This window comes from Nonomuraea sp. NPDC050383 (assembly GCF_044459125.1).
GTDB lineage: Bacteria > Actinomycetota > Actinomycetes > Streptosporangiales > Streptosporangiaceae > Nonomuraea.
Map to the genome: position 1 here is coordinate 795,457 of NZ_JBITIP010000001.1, position 15,267 is coordinate 810,723.

A 15,267-nucleotide genomic window follows, 5' to 3' on the forward strand; every position below is an offset into this window, starting at 1 on the left:
CTCCAGGCATTGCCGAGGGGGGCTCACGTTGCCGATCGACCAGTTCTCGTACGGGTTGCTCACGCCCGTTCTCGCCTACGCCATGTCCAGCGTCGGCTCGCTGCTCGGCCTGCTGCTGGCGTCGCGGGCGCGCCTGATCGGCGGGCGGGAGAGCCGGTTCTGGCTGGCCGGCGCGGCGCTCGCCATCGGCGGCACCGGGATCTGGACCATGCACTTCATCGCGATGATCGGCTTCGCCGTGGAGGGCACGGAGATCCACTACGACGTCCCGCTGACCGCCGCCTCCGCGCTGCTCGCCGTGGCGGTGGTGGGCGCGGGGCTGTTCCTGGTCTTCCGCGGCGGCGAGCAGGGCTCGCGTCCGATCGCGGGTGGCGAGCAGGGCTCGCGCGTCGTCGCGGGTGATCGGCAGGGCTCGCACCTGATCGCGGGCGGCGTCCTGACGGGCCTCGGTGTGGCCGGCATGCACTACCTGGGCATGACCGGGATGCGCCTGGACGGCCACGTCTCCTACGACCCCGTCACCGTGGTCCTGTCGGTGGCGATCGCGATCGCGGCGGCGACGGCCGCGCTGTGGTTCTCGCTGCGCGTCCGGGGCGCCCTGCGTACCGGCGGCGCGGCCCTGGTCATGGGTGCGGCCGTCTCCGGCATGCACTACACCGGCATGTACGCCATGGCCGTGGAGGTGCACTCCGGCGGGACGACCGTCGGGGGCACCGAGCCGATCGACTTCCTGGTGCCGCTCGTCGTCGGCGTCAGCGTGGTGACCGTGGGCCTGCTGCTGGCCGTGCTGCTGTCGCCGTCGGAGGGGGAGGTGCGCGCCGAGCGGGAGTTCCAGGCCCGCATGCTGGGACGTGAAAGGGGCGCGCCGGAACCAGATCTGTTCGGCACGCCCCGTGGATGACGCCGCCCGTGGCCGCCCCCGTGACCTTCCGGGCGGGCGTCTCCTGGGTACGGCTCGCGTCGCGTAGTGGGCCGCCAACTCGCCGCGGCGCAAGCCGTACCCCGAAGGGGATCGTCGGTGACCCCTCGGCTCCGAAGGTACGGCCGGCCGCTTGCAGGCGGCTTACAGGTCGCTTCCGGCCCGCGTGCCCGCCCGGGCGCCGCTACCCGAAGAAGACCTCGGCCTCGGCGTACCTCTCCACCGGCACGGTCTTCAGCTCGGAGGTGGCCTCGTCGAGGCTGACGCGGACGATGTCGGTGCCGCGCAGCGCGACCATCGTGCCGTGGTCGCCCTCGTGGGCCGCGTCGATGGCCTGGAGCCCGAACCGGGTGGCCAGCACCCGGTCGAACGCGGTGGGCGTGCCGCCGCGCTGGATGTGGCCGAGCACGGTGGTGCGGGCCTCCTTGCCGGTGCGCTTCTCGATCTCCTTGGCCAGCACCTCGCCGATGCCGCCCAGCCGTACGTGGCCGAACGCGTCCAGCTCGCCGGCCTGGAGCGCCATCTGTCCCTCGATCGGGTGGGCGCCCTCGGCGACCACGAGGATGGGCGAGTAGCGGGTGCGGAAGCGGGACTCGACGTACTCGCAGACCCGGTCGATGTCGAACGGCTTCTCCGGGATGAGGATGACGTTGGCGCCGCCCGCCATGCCGGCGTGCAGCGCGATCCATCCGGCGTGGCGGCCCATGACCTCGCAGATCAGCGCCCGGTGGTGGGACTCGGCGGTCGTGTGCAGCCGGTCGATGGCCTCGGTGGCGATGTTGACGGCCGTGTCGAAGCCGAAGGTGTAGTCGGTGCCGGACAGGTCGTTGTCGATGGTCTTGGGCACGCCCACGACCTTGACGCCGCGCTCGAACAGCTGCCGGGCGACCCCCAGCGTGTCCTCGCCGCCGATGGCGATCAGCGCGTCGACGCCGCCCGACGCCAGGTTCTCCTTGATCCGGTCGACGCCGCCCTCGATCTTGATGGGGTTGGTGCGCGAGGACCCGAGGATCGTGCCGCCGCGCGGCAGGATGCCCCGCACGGCCTGGATGTCCAGCGGCATCGTGTCGCCTTCGAGGGGCCCGCGCCAGCCGTCGCGGAACCCGACGAACTCGTGGCCGTAGACGCTGACTCCCTTGCGGACGACGGCCCTGATGACAGCGTTGAGACCAGGGCAGTCGCCGCCCCCGGTCAGCACTCCAATACGCATGACGGGTTCCTCCCGTTGGGCTTCACACGGCCAGAACCGCATTGTGCCCACATCCGCGGGCACTGGTCTAGACCAAACGCGGGGCGTAGTGATCGCCAGGCCCTCAGGACTTCGCCTGCCGCTTCCCTACCCGGGTCGCACGCGGCACAATCCGGGAAGACGATCTTCGCCGTGGGTCGTGCCGGCTCGTGCGCCGTCACGGGTGCCGCTCGTCCAAGGAGAAGCCCGGATGGTTGTGCACCGCTCCCCCGAGGGCGATGATCAGCTGTCGCACCACGAAGAACGGGAGCCGCCGTGGGAGTTGTGCTGGTGACCGGAGCCACCGGAGGGATCGGGACGGCGCTGGTCGGCGCGCTCATGGGCGCCGGGCATCGGGTGATCGCCGTGGGGCGCGACGTCGGGCGGCTGGACGTGCGCGGGATCGAGGCGGACCTGGCCGAACCCGGAACGCTGGCCGCCGCCGTGGGCACGCTGGAGGAGGCGGGCGAGCTGGCGGACGTGCGGGCGGTGGTGCACTGCGCGGGGATCTCCCCCGTCGAGGCCGTCGCCGAGGCCGGCCCCGAGACGTGGCGGCGGACGATGGCGGTGAACGTGGCCTCCGCCGCCGAGCTGGTCCGGCTGACGCTGCCCGCGTTGCGGCGGTCCAGGGGACATGTGATCTTCGTCAACGCCTCACCCGGGATGACCGGCGTCCCCCGCTGGTCGGCGTTCGTCGCCAGCAAGGCGGCACTGCGCGAACTGGCCGATTCACTGCGCGAGGAGGAGGCCGTCCACGGCATACGCGTCACCACGATCTATCCCGCGGCGACGGCCACCGACCTGCTGGGTGAGGTCAGGAGCGCCTTCGGGCGCCCGTACGATCCCGAGGCGTGCATCCGGCCGCAGACGCTGGCCGCGATGATCGTCTGGGCGCTGAGCGCACCGGCCGACGCCTACGCCTGCGAGCTGTCCGTCCTGCCATCCCCGCGCTGACCCTCTCGCCGCGGGCGACCCGCCGCCCGCGCACCAGATCCGTACGTCCACGCGTTCATGCCCATGGAGAGCGTTAAAGAAGACGTCAACCTTCGGTTGACGCCCGGCTAGCGTCAACCTATGGTTGACGCATGGATGGAACCGTTCGCCTCGACGAACTCATCAACGCGATCAAGAGCCGTCACCCCGACGGCGACCCGCTGGGGCAGCTCGCCGACGCCGTCGTGCTGGGTGAGCAGCTCGGTGAGGTGGCCGACCACCTGATCGGCCACTTCGTGGACCGGGCCCGGCACTCCGGCGCCTCGTGGACCGAGATCGGGCGCAGCATGGGCGTGACCAAGCAGGCCGCCCAGAAGCGCTTCGTGCCCAAGGAGACCTCGCTGGCCGAGGACCTGCGCTCGTACGGGCGCTTCACCGAGCGGACCCGGGCCGTCATCGTGGCCGCGCAGACGGGGGCCCGGGAGGCCGGGGCGCGGCACATCGAGCCGGAGCATCTGGTCCTCGGGCTGCTGAGCGAGCCGGACTGCGTGGCGGTGAAGGCGATGGACAAGCTCGGCGCGCCACCCGGCACGGTGCGCCAGGCCATGGAGACCCTCACCTCCGCCCGGCCCGGCGAAGGCTCCGGCGACAGCTCCGGCGACGGCTCCGGGGACGACTCCCCCGCTGGGGCGGAGCCCGGTGCCGGGGGGCCGCCGTTCTCGCCGCAGTCCAGGAAGGCGCTGGAGCTCACGCTGCGCGAGGCGCTGCGGCTCGGTCACAACTACGTCGGCACGGAGCACGTGCTGCTGGGCGTGCTCTCGCTGGGCGAGGGCCCGGCGGCGCACCCGGTCGCGACGGTGCTGGAAGGGCTCGGCGTGACCAAGGAGGCGGCGGAGCGGGAGATCAGGGAGGCACTCGCCGCCATCCTCCGCGACCGCGGCTAGCCGGCCTCGTTCCTGGCCGGCGGGGACGGGAGAAGGCGCGGGCCAGGCGTGCGGTCGCGGGCGATCCGTCGCAGCAGCTCGTGCAGGCCGAGGGGCGTCCGTGCCGGTCCCGGCGCCTTCCAACGCGGGCACGGGCCCTCGCAGCGGATCAGCCGCCCGTACAGGCCGACGCGGGTACGGCCGGGGCCGGGGTGGAGGAAGGCGAGGGGCGCGCCGCTCCGGCCGGCACGCGTGAGGGCGGCGCGCATGTCCGGCGACCAGTACGCGTCCCATCCGGGGGACACCACGGCCCGCGCGCCGCGCAACGCGCCCGGCGTCAGGTCCACGCTGGTCAGGTACGCCAGCGGCACCCCGCTCCGCTCGGCCACGGCGACGGCGTGCCGCTCGTAGGCGGTGAAGAAGTCCGCGCCCGTCCCGTCGTACGGCCGGTCGAAGGTGACCTTCGGCGCGGGCCCGCCGCCGGTCGCGAGGTCCCGGCCGCCCCAGGTGTTGTGCGCCTGCCAGGTGGTGACCGCGTTGACGAGGACCACGCGGCCGCGCGCGGAGGCGGAGCGGACGGTGATCGGCACGTACCGGCCGCCCCCGGTGGACGCGTCGAGCCGCACCAGGTAGACGCCCTCCCGCCAGCCGGTGGTGTCCACGGTCAGGGAGGGCCGCCAGTGGGCGGCGGTCACCATGCCGCCGACGGTGATGGGCGCCGCCTGCCGTACCCCCGGAACGGCCTCGGACCGCCAGACCGGCTCGGGACGCGCGCCCATGCGGAAGGCCTGCGCGGTGAAGGTGGGCGCGGTCGTGGACACCAGCAGCCGGAACCGCTCGCCCGGCAGCACACTGACGCGGTCCGCGTAGCCCTCGATCTCGTGCTCGCCGCCCTGCTCGCCGACGCGCCACGCGGCCCGCGCGCCGCGCGCCCCCTGCCGCTCGCGTCCCGGACCGGCCGGCCCGGCCGCCCGTCCACCGCCACCCGGCCCCTCGACGCCCGGGCCCGCCCCGCTCTCCGAAGGCCGGCCGGAGACGGCGGGGGTGGGCAGCGGCGAGGGGCTCGGGGGCGGGGCGAGGCCGGGCGGCGGGGCGGCGCCGCACCCGGCGGCGAGCACGAGCGCCAGCCCGGCGACCATGATCCTGAACGCCGGGAGACCGGACGCGGGGACACCGAACGCAGGAACGCCGGCGGGGAAGCCCCGCGACGACGCCTTGGCGGCGGGAGACGTACGCACGGGACCCCATCGTCACGACCCCGGACCGGCCCGGCCGCCACTTGACCCACTCCTTAAGGCCCCCGTACCCGGCCGCGACCGTCACACCGGCAGCACGCAGCCCGGGCTCTCCACCTCGTACGCCTCCCCCGTCGGCACCGGCACCCCGTCCTCCAGCGCGAACACCGTCACCCCGCCCGCGTGCTGGTTGGCCACGTACATCCGGTCGCCGTCGATGGCGAAGTGGCGCGGCCAGGCGCCGCCGGAGGGCACCTCCGCCACTGGGGTCAGGTCGTCGGCCCGCAGCACGGAGACGGTGTCCGGGCCCCGGTTGGCCACGTACACGAAGTCTCCCGCCACCTCCAGGTGGGACGGCTGGTTGCCGGCGGCCGCCCGCGAGGCGGCGCCGGTCACGCGGCTGCCGCCGTCGATGGCGGTGACGACGCCGTCCAGCTCACCCACGACGTACAGGCGCGACCCGGCGAAGGCCATGTGGCGCGGGCCGGTGCCGGGCGGCAGGCGCAGCGGCTCCAGCGGCTCCCCGTCGAGCGTGTAGCGGCGGATCTCGTCAGTGCCGAGGTCGCTGACGTGCAGGACGTCCTCGTGGAAGACCGCCTGGTGGGCGTGCGGGCCCTCCTGGCGGTCGGTCACGGGGCCGGAGCCCTCGTGGCGCAGGGCGACCGCCGCGCCGGTGAGGACCCCGCGTTCGTCGAGCCGGTGCAAGGAGAGGGTGCCGTCGCCGTAGTTGGCGACCGCGAGGAGCGTGCCGGACGGGTGGACGGCCACGTGGCACGGGAACCGGCCCTCGCTGGGACGCTCGGCCAGCGGCGACAGGCCGTCCTCGGCCCGGAACGCCGTGAGCCAGCCCTGCTCCAGCTCCCCCACCGCGTACAGCACCGGCAGATCGGGGTGGGCGGCCAGGAATGACGGCGAGGCGATGCGGGTCAGCTCGCCGTCACCCGTGACGATGCCCGGGCCGTATCCGCCGATGTACAGGTGCTTCACGACAAGCGTCCTCTCATGGTTGACTGGAGCAATGAATTCGTTGACCCAAGCAAGGGTTTCTGAGATCAGAGCCTTCAACCGGTTCTATACGAAGGTCATCGGGGTTCTCCAGGCGGGGATGCACGACTCGGCGTACTCCCTCACGGAGGCGCGGGTGCTGTACGAGCTGGCGCACGCCGAGCCGATGGAGACCGGGGAGCTGCGCGGGCTGCTGGGGCTCGACGCGGGCTACCTGAGCCGGATCCTCACCCGGCTCGAGGGCGACGGGCTGCTGTCGCGCGAGCGGTCGGCCGCCGACGCGCGCAAGCAGGTCGTACGGCTCAGCGAGGCGGGCACGACCACGTTCCGCACGCTTGACGCCCGGTCCGCCGAGGAGATCGAGAGGATGCTCGGCGGCATGGCCGAGAGCGACCAGGAGCGGCTGATGACGGCCATGGCGGCGATCAGGCGGCTGCTCGGCGACGCCCCGGGGCGCGAACCGTTCGTGATCCGGCCGCCGCGCACCGGCGACCTCGGCTGGGCCGTCCAGCGGCACGCCGACGTCTACAGCCGCGAGTACGGCTGGGGCATCGCGTTCGAGCGGACCGTGGCCGGGCTCATGGGGAAGCTGGACTTCTCCTCCCGCGACGCGGGCTGGATCGCCGAGGCGGGCGGCCAGCGGCTGGGCTGCGTGTTCTTCGAGCACGTCGACGACCGCACCGCCAAGCTGCGGATGCTGCTGGTCGAGCCGTCCGCCCGGGGGCTGGGCCTCGGGCGGCGGCTCGTCGAGGAGTGCGTTCGCCACGCCGCGGACTCCGGCCACAAGCGGATCACGCTGTGGACCCGCGACTGCCTGGTGAGCGCCCGGCGCATCTACGCGGCGGTGGGATTCGTCCTGGAGTCCAGCGAGAAGGGCCGGGAGAACGGCGTCGAGGTGGTCGACGAGATCTGGTCCCGCGACCTGTGACGGACCGGGCCCGCCGGCGCCGCCTGCCCGGCCACCGGCAGGCCCGGCCCGTCAGCGTCGCCTGCCCGGCCACCAGTTGAGCGGCCCGGCCAGCCGCATCAGGCTGGGCACCAGCACCGCCCTGATCACCGTCGCGTCCACCAGCACGGCGACCGCCATGCCGACGCCGAGCATCTGCACGAACGTCACCCCGGCGGTGGCGTACGCGGCGAAGGACAGCGCCAGGATGCCGCCCGCCGCGGTGATCAGCGGCGCATCCCGCTGGAGGCCGGCCGCCACGGCCTCCGTGGTGTCGCCCGTCCTGGTGTACTCCTCCTCGATCCTGGACAGCAGGAACACCTCGTAGTCCATGGACAGGCCGTACGCGATGCACAGCATGAGGATGGGGATGCTGGGGTCGAGGCTGCCCGTGGGCGTGAACCCGAGCAGGCCGGACAGGTGCCCGTCCTGGTAGACCCAGACGAGCGCGCCGAACATGACGCCGAGGCTGAGCAGGTTGAGCACGGTCGCCTTGACCGGGATGAGCAGGCTGCGGGTCATGGCGAACAGCAGGACGAACGTGACGCCCAGCATCAGCCCGAGGACCAGTGGCAGCCGGTCCACGACCGAGGCCCGGTAGTCCGCCAGCTCCGCCGGATAGCCGCCCACCAGCACGGGGAACGGCGGCTCGACGGCCCGCACGGCCGTCACCAGCCGCACCGGGTCGCCGGCCAGCGCCTCGGCCGAGGGCACCACCGACAGCCACGTGCCCTCCTCGCCGGTGAAGCGGGCCGGGTCTCCGGCGCCGGTCCGCCGGCCTTCCGCGTACGAGCCGGCCGCCGAGTCGACCTGGGCCACACCGGGCAGCCGCGACAGCGCCACGGCGTAGGCGTCCACCGGCCCGCCGGCGCCCGCGGAGGCAGCCCGGCCCCTGGAGATGATCTGGATGGCGTCGGTCTCCTCGGCGGGGAAGCCCTGCCGGATGACCTCCTGAGTCTGCCGGGCCGGGGCGTCGGCCGGCAGGACGCGGTCGTCGGCCACGCCGAACCGCAGCCCCAGGAACGGCGACGCGAGCAGGAGCAGCAGCGCGGTCGCCAGGCCCCCGAAGACCAGTGGCCGGCGCATCACCCGGCCGGCGAGCGCGTGCCAGAAGCCGCCGGCCCCCTCCCGCCCGCCCCGCCGGGGCAGCATCGCGCCGCCGGCGCAGGCGAGGACGGCCGGCAGCACGAGCACGGCCGCGACCACCCCTCCTGCGACGACGGCGATGCCCGCGTACGCGAACGAGCGCAGGAACCCGAACGGCAGCACGAACAGCACCGCCAGCGAGGCGGCCACGGTCAGCCCGCTGAAGAGCACGGTCCGCCCCGCGTGCTCGACGGCCGCGGCGACCGCCTCCACCCGGTCCAGCCCGCGCCGCGCCTCCTCGCGGAAGCGGGCGATCATGAACAGGCAGTGGTCGACGCCGAGCCCGAGGCCCATCGCCAGCGTGAGATTGAGGGCGAACGTGGAGATCTCCGCGAACGCGAGCACCCCGCGCAGCAGCGCCAGCCCGACGACCATGGCGAACACTCCGGCCAGGATCGGCACCAGGGCCGCGGCGACCCGCCGCTGGTAGAGCCAGAGCAGGACGAACACCAGCGGGAAGATGACCAGCTCGGCGCGGACGAAGTCCTGGCGGGCCAGCGGCACGGTCTGGCGGAACACCTCCTCCCCTCCCCCGGCCCGCACCTGGAGGAGCGCGTCACCCCGGGTGATCTCGGGGACCAGGCGGGGCAGTACGTCCTGCCTGACGTGGCCGGCGTCCCCGGGGACGCGCGCGACGATCAGCGCGTGCCGGCCGTCCTCGCTGCGCAGGGTCGCCGAGTCGCCGCGGGTCCAGTACGACGCGGCCTCGGCCACGCCGTACGAGCGGGCGACGCGGGCGGTGAGCGCCCGGCCCGCCTCGGCGACGGCGGGATCGTCCACGGTCCCGGTCCTGGGACTGACCAGGAAGATCAGGTCGGGGCTGCCGGTGGCGAACCGCGCGGTCAGCTCGGCCTGCGCCTGGTCGGACTCCGAGCCGGGCGCCTCGAACCTGGCCAGCGACAGGCGTGGCACCGTGCCGGCCGCGAGGGCGGCGGCGGCCACCAGCAGGGCAAGGGCGAGCGCGAGCACCGTGCCGCGCCGCCGGGCGAGGAGGCGACCGAGCCGGCGCAGGGGCGGCCCGCCCTCGCGTTCGGACGGCGGAGGGCTGGTGCCCGGGACCACGGGCGCGGTCGGGTTGGTCATGCGGGCCCCCCGAAAAAGTCGGTAATCTACTCGTGTTTCGTTCTTCGAGGCTCAGAAATACAAGTAAATGCTCGCATTTGTCAACGGGGAGGGCCGCCATGACTGAGCGCGTGGTGCGCAGGCAGGCGCGCGGACTGAGGCGCATGGCGGAGATCCTGGACGCGGCGGAGCTGGTGATCGCCGACGTGGGGTACCCGGAGCTGACGACCAACCAGGTCGCGGCCCGGGCCGGGCTGTCACCGGGGTCGCTGTACCAGTTCTTCCGCAACAAGGAGGAGATCCTCGACGGGCTGGTGGCGCGCTACACCGACGAGCGGGAGGAGTTCTGGGCGGCCAGGCTGGCGGAGGTCACGCCGGAGGTGCCGCTGGAGGCGCTGGTCGGCCGGCTCGTGGACGAGAGCGTGGCGTTCAAGACGCGCTCGCCCGCGTACTGGGCCCTGCTGTACGGCTCGGCGACCGGCGACAAGCTCGCCGCCGCGGCGGCGCGGCTGCACGAGGCGATCGCCGGGCAGGTCGCGGCCATGCTGCGGCGCCGCTCCCCCGGCCTGGAGCCGGCCCGGGCGCTCACGCTCGGCACGATGGCGGTGGCGGCCGTGAAGGCGGTCATACCGCTCGTCACCACGGCTGCGCCGCAGCGGGCGGAGGAGCTCGTGGCCGAGCTGAAGGTCATGCTCGTGCGCTACCTGAGCGGAGATCAGTGACGGAAGGGGCCGGCCACCTCGAAGGTGCGGCCGTCCGCCGGGTCGCCCGCCGGGCCGCGCCGGGAGGAGAAGTACAGCCGCGAGCCGTCGGGCGAGAACGCGGGCCCGGCCGGTTCGGACGCGCCGTGGCCCTCCAGCAGCAGGAACGGGCTGATCGTCCGGTCGGGGGTGATGACGTCGATCTGCATGGTGTCCCTGGCCACGTACAGGTCGCCGGACGGGGCGGCGGTGACGGCCCGCACGCCCTCGCACAGCCGCTCGATCGTGGACGTCTGCGCGTCGTAGGCCCACAGGCCGCGGTCGCCCTTCGTGGTGAAGTAGCAGACGCCGCCGGCGTAGTGGCAGCCCTCGGCGCCGTCGAACCGGCGCGCCTCCTCCACCTGGTGGCGCGCGGCCTTCAGCAGCGCGGCGGGTGACGGCACCGGCCGCCACTCGCCCGAGACGCACAGCACCTCCAGCCGGCCCTCGGTCAGGTCGCCCCAGTCGCCCGGCACGAACCGGTAGAAGCACCCGTCGGCCTCCCCCTCCGTGAGGTAGACGACCTCCCGGTCGGGGTCGCACGCGGCGGCCTCGTGCTTGAAGCGGCCCATGGCCAGGCGGGGGCGGGCGGCGCGGGTGCCGTACGGGTCGCACTCGAAGACCCGCCCGCGGTGGCCGAGCTCGCACGACAGCCACGTGTTCCAGGGGGTGGCGCCGCCCGCGCGGTTGAGGTCGGTGCCGGACAGGATGCGGTAGGCGTCGGCCACCGCCCCGCCGGGTCCGAACCTGATCGCCGCGGCGCCGCCGAGCAGCGGCAGGTCGGAGTTGGAGACGTAGATCCAGCCGCTGCCGTCGGGGAAGCAGGCGCCGCCGTCGGGCGCCGCGTGCCACGTCAGGCCGGCCACCCTCCGGCCCGTGCGCGCCACCACCCGGCCGGTGAACCCGGCGGGCAGGACCAGCCCGTCGCCGCCGTACGGTGCGAGCGGGCCGTACGGGCCCACCGCCTCCCGGCGGAGCGGGCCCGTGCGGAGGAGAGTCTTGCGGGACATGGTCAGGCCTCCCTCTGGGTCCACGCTAGTCGACCGCATGGACATGAATGGCGGGATCCCGGACACCGAACAGCACGCGAACCCCGGCCCTCCGGCCCCTCGCAACCGTGCATATCGCCCACGTCCCCCTGCCCTCCGGCAGCAGAAGCCCGGGGGCCGCGCGGGCTCCCGGGCTTCGCCGACGCGACGCGGTCAGCGCTGGGCCTGGAACATCCAGCGTTCCTTGTCGATGTCCTGCGCGATCGCGATGAGCACGTCCTGGGTGACCGGGTCGGGCTCCTCCGTCTGCTCGATCCGCTCCCGCATACGCCGTCCGACCCCGTCGAGGATGTCGGTGATCGTGGCGATGACCTTGCCGTCCTCGATCCAGCCGCTCTCCGGCTGCGCCAGCTTGGTGCTCTTGGCCAGGGTGGAGGAGCGGCCGTCGGGGTTGATCCCCAGCGCCGCCGCGCGCTCGGCCACGGTGTCGGCGTGCTCGCGCGCCAGTGAGACCAGCTCGTCGAGCTGGAGGTGGATCGAGCGGAAGTTCGGCCCGACGATGTTCCAGTGCATCTGCTTGGCGACGAGCGACAGGTCGATGAGGTCGACCAGGGCGCCCTGCAGGCACTCGGCCACCGTGCTCTTCGCCTCGCCCGAGAGCGGTCCGGTGATCTGCACCATGATGTTCTTCCTCCCCGTAGTAGGACATCTCTCCTTCTTCTGAACCATTTCGCCCGCTTTAATCCTGCACATTGACACTGCAACAGTGACAGTGTCATTGTGGAGACATGGACGAGACCTGGACCATCGGCGAGCTGGCGGAGCGGGCGGCCGGCCTGCTGCGGGCCGGCGGGCCGAACGGCAACGGCCGGGTGCGTGAGGTCCCGGGCGAGCGTCTGATCAGGTGGTACACCACGATCGGCCTGGTGGACCCGCCGCTGTCCCGGCGCGGCAGGGTCGCCCGGTACGGCCGGCGCCACCTGCTGCAGCTCGTCGCCGTCAAGCGCCTGCAGGCCGCCGGGCTGTCGATCGCCGACATCCAGGTGGCCCTCGCGGGCGCCACGGACGCCATGCTGGAGACGGCGGGTCACCCGGACACCGCCGTGCCTCCGGGCGGGCGCCCGGAAAGCCCCCCGGCTGCCCGGCCGGCCGCGAAGGCCGTCCCCGCGCCCCGTCCCGACGGCATCTCCGCTGCGGACCCCCGGGGCGGCGCTTCCCCGGAGGGCGAGGAGGCCCGCTTCTGGACGCGTCCCCCGACCGGCCGCACCCCGGCCGCGACCCCGGCCGTGACGCCGGCCACGACCTCGGCCGCCGACGACGCGGAGACGGCGGCCGGTGGGCTGGTGCGCGGGATCAGGATCGCGCCCGGCGTGACGCTGGTGCTCGACGGCGCGGGCCGCGTCCCTTCCACCGACGACGTCCAGGCCGTGCTCGGCGCGGCCGCCCCGCTGCTGGCGGTGCTCGAAGAGAGGAAGCTCGCATGAAGATCGTTCCACTCGAGGCCGAACGGTGCCGGCCCGTGCCGGACACCGGGTTCGGCGCCCTGCGCACCGACCGGGGCAACCTGCCGCTGGAGAGCGTGGACGTCTCGGCCGCGATCTCCGGTCTGGTCGCCGGGGTGGAGGTGGCCCAGGGCTTCCGGAACCCGTTCGACGTCACGCTGGAGGCCACGTACGTCTTCCCGCTCCCCGACCGGGCGGCCGTGACGGCGTTCCGGATGGAGGCCGACGACCGGGTGATCGAGGGCGTGCTCAAGGAGCGCGGCCAGGCGCGGGCCGACTACGACCGGGCGCTGCGCGAGGGCAGGCGGGCGGCGCTCGCCGAGGAGGAGCGACCGGACGTGTTCACGATCCGGGTGGGCAACATCCTGCCCGGCGAGCGGGTCACCGTCCGGATGTCGCTCAGCCAGCCGCTGCCGTACGAGGACGGCGCGGCCACGTTCCGCTTCCCGCTGGTGGTGGCGCCCCGCTACATCCCGGGAACACCGCTCGACGGCGCGCCCGCCGGGGACGGCACGGCGCCCGACACCGGCGCGGTCCCCGACGCCTCGCGGATCACCCCGCCGGTGCTGCTGCCCGGCTTCCCCTCGCCGGTGCGGCTGTCGCTGGCCGTGACCCTCGACCCCGCCGGGCTGGACCTGCGCGACGTCTCCTCCAGCCTGCACGTCGTGGAGGAGGACGCCCACACGGTACGGCTGCGCCCCGGCGAGCGGCTGGACCGGGACTTCATCCTCAGGCTGGCGTTCGACGCCTCGACCTCGCTCCAGCTCGACACCGGCGAGACCTCCGGCGAGAGCACCGGCGAGACCTCCGGCGGCGAGGGGACGTTCGCGCTGACCGTCGTCCCGCCCGCGCTGGAGGCGCCGCGCGCCCCCCGTGACCTGGTGCTGCTGCTGGACCGTTCGGGCAGCATGGCGGGCTGGAAGATGGTCGCCGCCCGGCGGGCCGCCGCCCGCATCGTCGACACCCTGACCTCCGCGGACCGGTTCGCGGTGCTGACGTTCGACTCGGTGGTGGAGCAGCCGTTCGAGGGGCTCGTGGAGGCGTCGGACCGCAACCGGTACCGCGCCGTCGAGCACCTGTCCCGCGTGGACGCCCGGGGCGGCACCGAGCTGCTGGAGCCGCTGCGCGAGGCCGTGTCGCTGCTGCCGTCCGCCGAGGGCCGCGAGCGGGTGCTCGTCCTCGTCACCGACGGCCAGGTGGGCAACGAGGACCAGATCCTGGAGCAGGCCGGCGGCGCGCTGTCGGCCATGCGCGTCCACGCCGTCGGCATCGACCGCGCCGTGAACGCCGGCTTCCTCGGCAGGCTCGCCGGGCTCGGCGCGGGCCGGTGCGAGCTGGTCGAGTCGGAGGACCGGCTCGACGCCGCCATGGAGCAGATCCACCGGCGCATCGGCGCGCCTCTCGTCACGGACCTGGAGCTCAAGGGTCTCGACGTGGTGCCGGGCACGCTCACGCATCTGGGCTCGATCTTCCCGGGCGTGCCGCTGCGGGTGTACGGGCGTCACCGGGGCGGCGGGCCAGTGACCGTGCGCGGCCTGGCGGCGGGCGAGCCGTGGGAGCGGCAGGTCGCCGGGACGGCCGTGGACAACCCGGCCCTGCGCGCCGTCTGGGCCCGCGCGCACCTGCGCGAGCTGGAGGACCGGTACGCGATGGGCGAGCACGAGCTGGAGGCGCAGATCGTCCGCGTCTCGCTGGAGCACGGCGTGCTGTGCAGGTTCACGGCGTATGTGGCGGTGGACAGCAGGACGGTGGCCGAGGGCGGGCCGGAGCACCGGGTCATCCAGCCGGTCGAGCCGCCGAGCGGCTGGGAGATGCCGTCGGCGCCGCCGATGCCCGGGTTCATGGCGCAGGCCGCGGTGATGTCGGCGCCGAGCCCGATGCGGCCGTCCTCGCCGACGTTCGAGGCGGCGTTGGACCAGGGAATCCCGATGAGCCCGGGCCCCGCTCCGGGCGCCCCCGCGGGCGGGGGCGGCGGCGCGGGCGGCGCCGGAGGGTACGGAGCTTCCTCGGGCGGTTCGGTGGGACCGCGGGGCCCGATGTTCGGGCGGCCGGGGGCGGCGCCGCGTCCCGCCCGGCGCGCCCCGCGCGAGCTGGGGTCGGTACGGGAACAGCTCGTGGCGGAGCTCGACCGGCTCAGGGCCCTGCACACGGCCGATGCCCTCTACCTGGCCGACCTCGGCTCCCGGCTGGCGGCCCTGTCGGCGTACCTGGGCGGTCACACGGAGCTGTCGGACCTGGCGCGCGAGCTGGAGGCGGCCGAGCGTCCGGGCACGGATCTGACGGCACTGCGGCGGCACGCCATCGAGGTCCTCACGTCCCTGACGGGCGGCGGTGGCTCGGGCGGCCCCGGCGGCGGCTCCGGGGAGGAGCCGCCGCGCGCTCCCTTCTGGAAGCGCGCCTGACGAGCCGGTCCCGTCCTGACCGTGACACGGCCAGGACGGGACCGGTGTTCCGGCGATCATTCAACGTGCGCGGGCAATGCGGAGAGAACCGGCGAAATCGCGCAGCGTGCCGAATGCGTTCCGCCCTCATGACGGCACCGTCCGGTACGACAGAAAGAGCCCGAATCAGTCCCGAGAGCGTCGTGAGGGAATGTCACGACTCGCGCCCTCAGCGTGACGCGACCCTGCGTGACGCCT

The 15,267-nt window shown here is 74.0% G+C and carries 13 protein-coding genes; 7 read left to right on the forward strand and 6 right to left on the reverse strand.

The features are described from left to right. Positions 1-28: 28 nt before the first annotated feature. Positions 29-901, forward strand: coding sequence for an MHYT domain-containing protein (locus tag ACIBG4_RS03540; RefSeq protein WP_397200489.1), 873 nt, complete (start codon positions 29-31; stop codon positions 899-901). A 202-nt stretch (positions 902-1,103) separates the two neighbouring features. On the opposite strand, the gene ACIBG4_RS03545 is transcribed toward ACIBG4_RS03540, so the two are convergent. Next, the gene (locus ACIBG4_RS03545; protein WP_310714226.1) at positions 1,104-2,129 is read right to left on the reverse strand and encodes a 6-phosphofructokinase; all 1,026 of its coding nucleotides are present in this window, start codon (positions 2,127-2,129) and stop codon (positions 1,104-1,106) included. 294 nt (positions 2,130-2,423) lie between these two features. Here ACIBG4_RS03545 and ACIBG4_RS03550 point away from each other — a divergent pair, with 294 nt between their 5' ends. Both ACIBG4_RS03550 and ACIBG4_RS03555 read left to right on the forward strand, forming a co-directional pair. Continuing rightward, positions 2,424-3,101, forward strand: a complete 678-nt coding sequence (locus ACIBG4_RS03550; protein WP_397200490.1) for an SDR family NAD(P)-dependent oxidoreductase — start codon at positions 2,424-2,426, stop codon at positions 3,099-3,101. A gap of 131 nt (positions 3,102-3,232) precedes the next feature. After that, positions 3,233-4,024, forward strand: coding sequence for a Clp protease N-terminal domain-containing protein (locus tag ACIBG4_RS03555; RefSeq protein ID WP_397200491.1), 792 nt, complete (start codon positions 3,233-3,235; stop codon positions 4,022-4,024). Here the strand turns inward: ACIBG4_RS03555 and ACIBG4_RS03560 are convergent. Further along, positions 4,021-5,241, reverse strand: coding sequence for a N,N-dimethylformamidase beta subunit family domain-containing protein (locus ACIBG4_RS03560; protein ID WP_397200492.1), 1,221 nt, complete (start codon positions 5,239-5,241; stop codon positions 4,021-4,023). The two genes, ACIBG4_RS03555 and ACIBG4_RS03560, sit on opposite strands and share 4 nt — an antisense overlap. Positions 5,242-5,322: 81 nt before the next feature. After that, positions 5,323-6,225, reverse strand: a complete 903-nt coding sequence (locus ACIBG4_RS03565) for a lactonase family protein (RefSeq protein ID WP_397200493.1) — start codon at positions 6,223-6,225, stop codon at positions 5,323-5,325. Between the two features lie 118 nt (positions 6,226-6,343). On the opposite strand from ACIBG4_RS03565, the gene ACIBG4_RS03570 reads away from it, so the two are divergent. Continuing rightward, a complete protein-coding gene (locus tag ACIBG4_RS03570; protein ID WP_397200494.1) occupies positions 6,344-7,171 on the forward strand; it encodes a GNAT family N-acetyltransferase in 828 nt (275 codons plus the stop codon). 51 nt (positions 7,172-7,222) lie between these two features. Here the strand turns inward: ACIBG4_RS03570 and ACIBG4_RS03575 are convergent, their stop codons facing one another. Further along, a complete protein-coding gene (locus tag ACIBG4_RS03575) occupies positions 7,223-9,418 on the reverse strand; it encodes an MMPL family transporter (protein ID WP_397200495.1) in 2,196 nt (731 codons plus the stop codon). A 98-nt stretch (positions 9,419-9,516) separates the two neighbouring features. On the opposite strand from ACIBG4_RS03575, the gene ACIBG4_RS03580 reads away from it, so the two are divergent. Further along, the gene (locus ACIBG4_RS03580) at positions 9,517-10,119 is read left to right on the forward strand and encodes a TetR/AcrR family transcriptional regulator (RefSeq protein ID WP_397200496.1); all 603 of its coding nucleotides are present in this window, start codon (positions 9,517-9,519) and stop codon (positions 10,117-10,119) included. On the opposite strand, the gene ACIBG4_RS03585 is transcribed toward ACIBG4_RS03580, so the two are convergent. Beyond that, positions 10,113-11,147 carry an alkaline phosphatase PhoX gene (locus ACIBG4_RS03585; protein ID WP_397200497.1) on the reverse strand — a complete coding sequence of 345 codons (1,035 nt, stop codon included), beginning with the start codon at positions 11,145-11,147 and terminating at the stop codon, positions 10,113-10,115. The two genes, ACIBG4_RS03580 and ACIBG4_RS03585, sit on opposite strands and share 7 nt — an antisense overlap. Positions 11,148-11,339: 192 nt before the next feature. Continuing rightward, entirely contained in the window at positions 11,340-11,807 is a 468-nt protein-coding gene (locus ACIBG4_RS03590; protein WP_397200498.1) for a Dps family protein, read from the reverse strand. Positions 11,808-11,914: 107 nt separating this feature from the next. Here ACIBG4_RS03590 and ACIBG4_RS03595 point away from each other — a divergent pair, with 107 nt between their 5' ends. Further along, positions 11,915-12,610, forward strand: coding sequence for a helix-turn-helix domain-containing protein (locus ACIBG4_RS03595; protein ID WP_397200499.1), 696 nt, complete (start codon positions 11,915-11,917; stop codon positions 12,608-12,610). Next, entirely contained in the window at positions 12,607-15,030 is a 2,424-nt protein-coding gene (locus ACIBG4_RS03600) for a VIT domain-containing protein (protein ID WP_397200500.1), read from the forward strand. The genes ACIBG4_RS03595 and ACIBG4_RS03600 overlap by 4 nt, the downstream gene beginning before the upstream one ends. Positions 15,031-15,267: the final 237 nt, after the last annotated feature.

Excerpts from the sequence above, each read along its gene's own strand:
- ACIBG4_RS03545 (WP_310714226.1), bottom strand. The coding sequence starts at position 2,129 with ATGCGTATTGGAGTGCTGACCGGGGGCGGCGACTGCCCTGGTCTCAAC.
- ACIBG4_RS03555 (WP_397200491.1), top strand. The coding sequence starts at position 3,233 with ATGGATGGAACCGTTCGCCTCGACGAACTCATCAACGCGATCAAGAGC.
- ACIBG4_RS03570 (WP_397200494.1), top strand. The coding sequence starts at position 6,344 with ATGCACGACTCGGCGTACTCCCTCACGGAGGCGCGGGTGCTGTACGAG.
- ACIBG4_RS03575 (WP_397200495.1), bottom strand. The coding sequence starts at position 9,418 with ATGACCAACCCGACCGCGCCCGTGGTCCCGGGCACCAGCCCTCCGCCG.
- ACIBG4_RS03580 (WP_397200496.1), top strand. The coding sequence starts at position 9,517 with ATGACTGAGCGCGTGGTGCGCAGGCAGGCGCGCGGACTGAGGCGCATG.
- ACIBG4_RS03585 (WP_397200497.1), bottom strand. The coding sequence starts at position 11,147 with ATGTCCCGCAAGACTCTCCTCCGCACGGGCCCGCTCCGCCGGGAGGCG.
- ACIBG4_RS03590 (WP_397200498.1), bottom strand. The coding sequence starts at position 11,807 with ATGGTGCAGATCACCGGACCGCTCTCGGGCGAGGCGAAGAGCACGGTG.
- ACIBG4_RS03595 (WP_397200499.1), top strand. The coding sequence starts at position 11,915 with ATGGACGAGACCTGGACCATCGGCGAGCTGGCGGAGCGGGCGGCCGGC.
- ACIBG4_RS03600 (WP_397200500.1), top strand. The coding sequence starts at position 12,607 with ATGAAGATCGTTCCACTCGAGGCCGAACGGTGCCGGCCCGTGCCGGAC.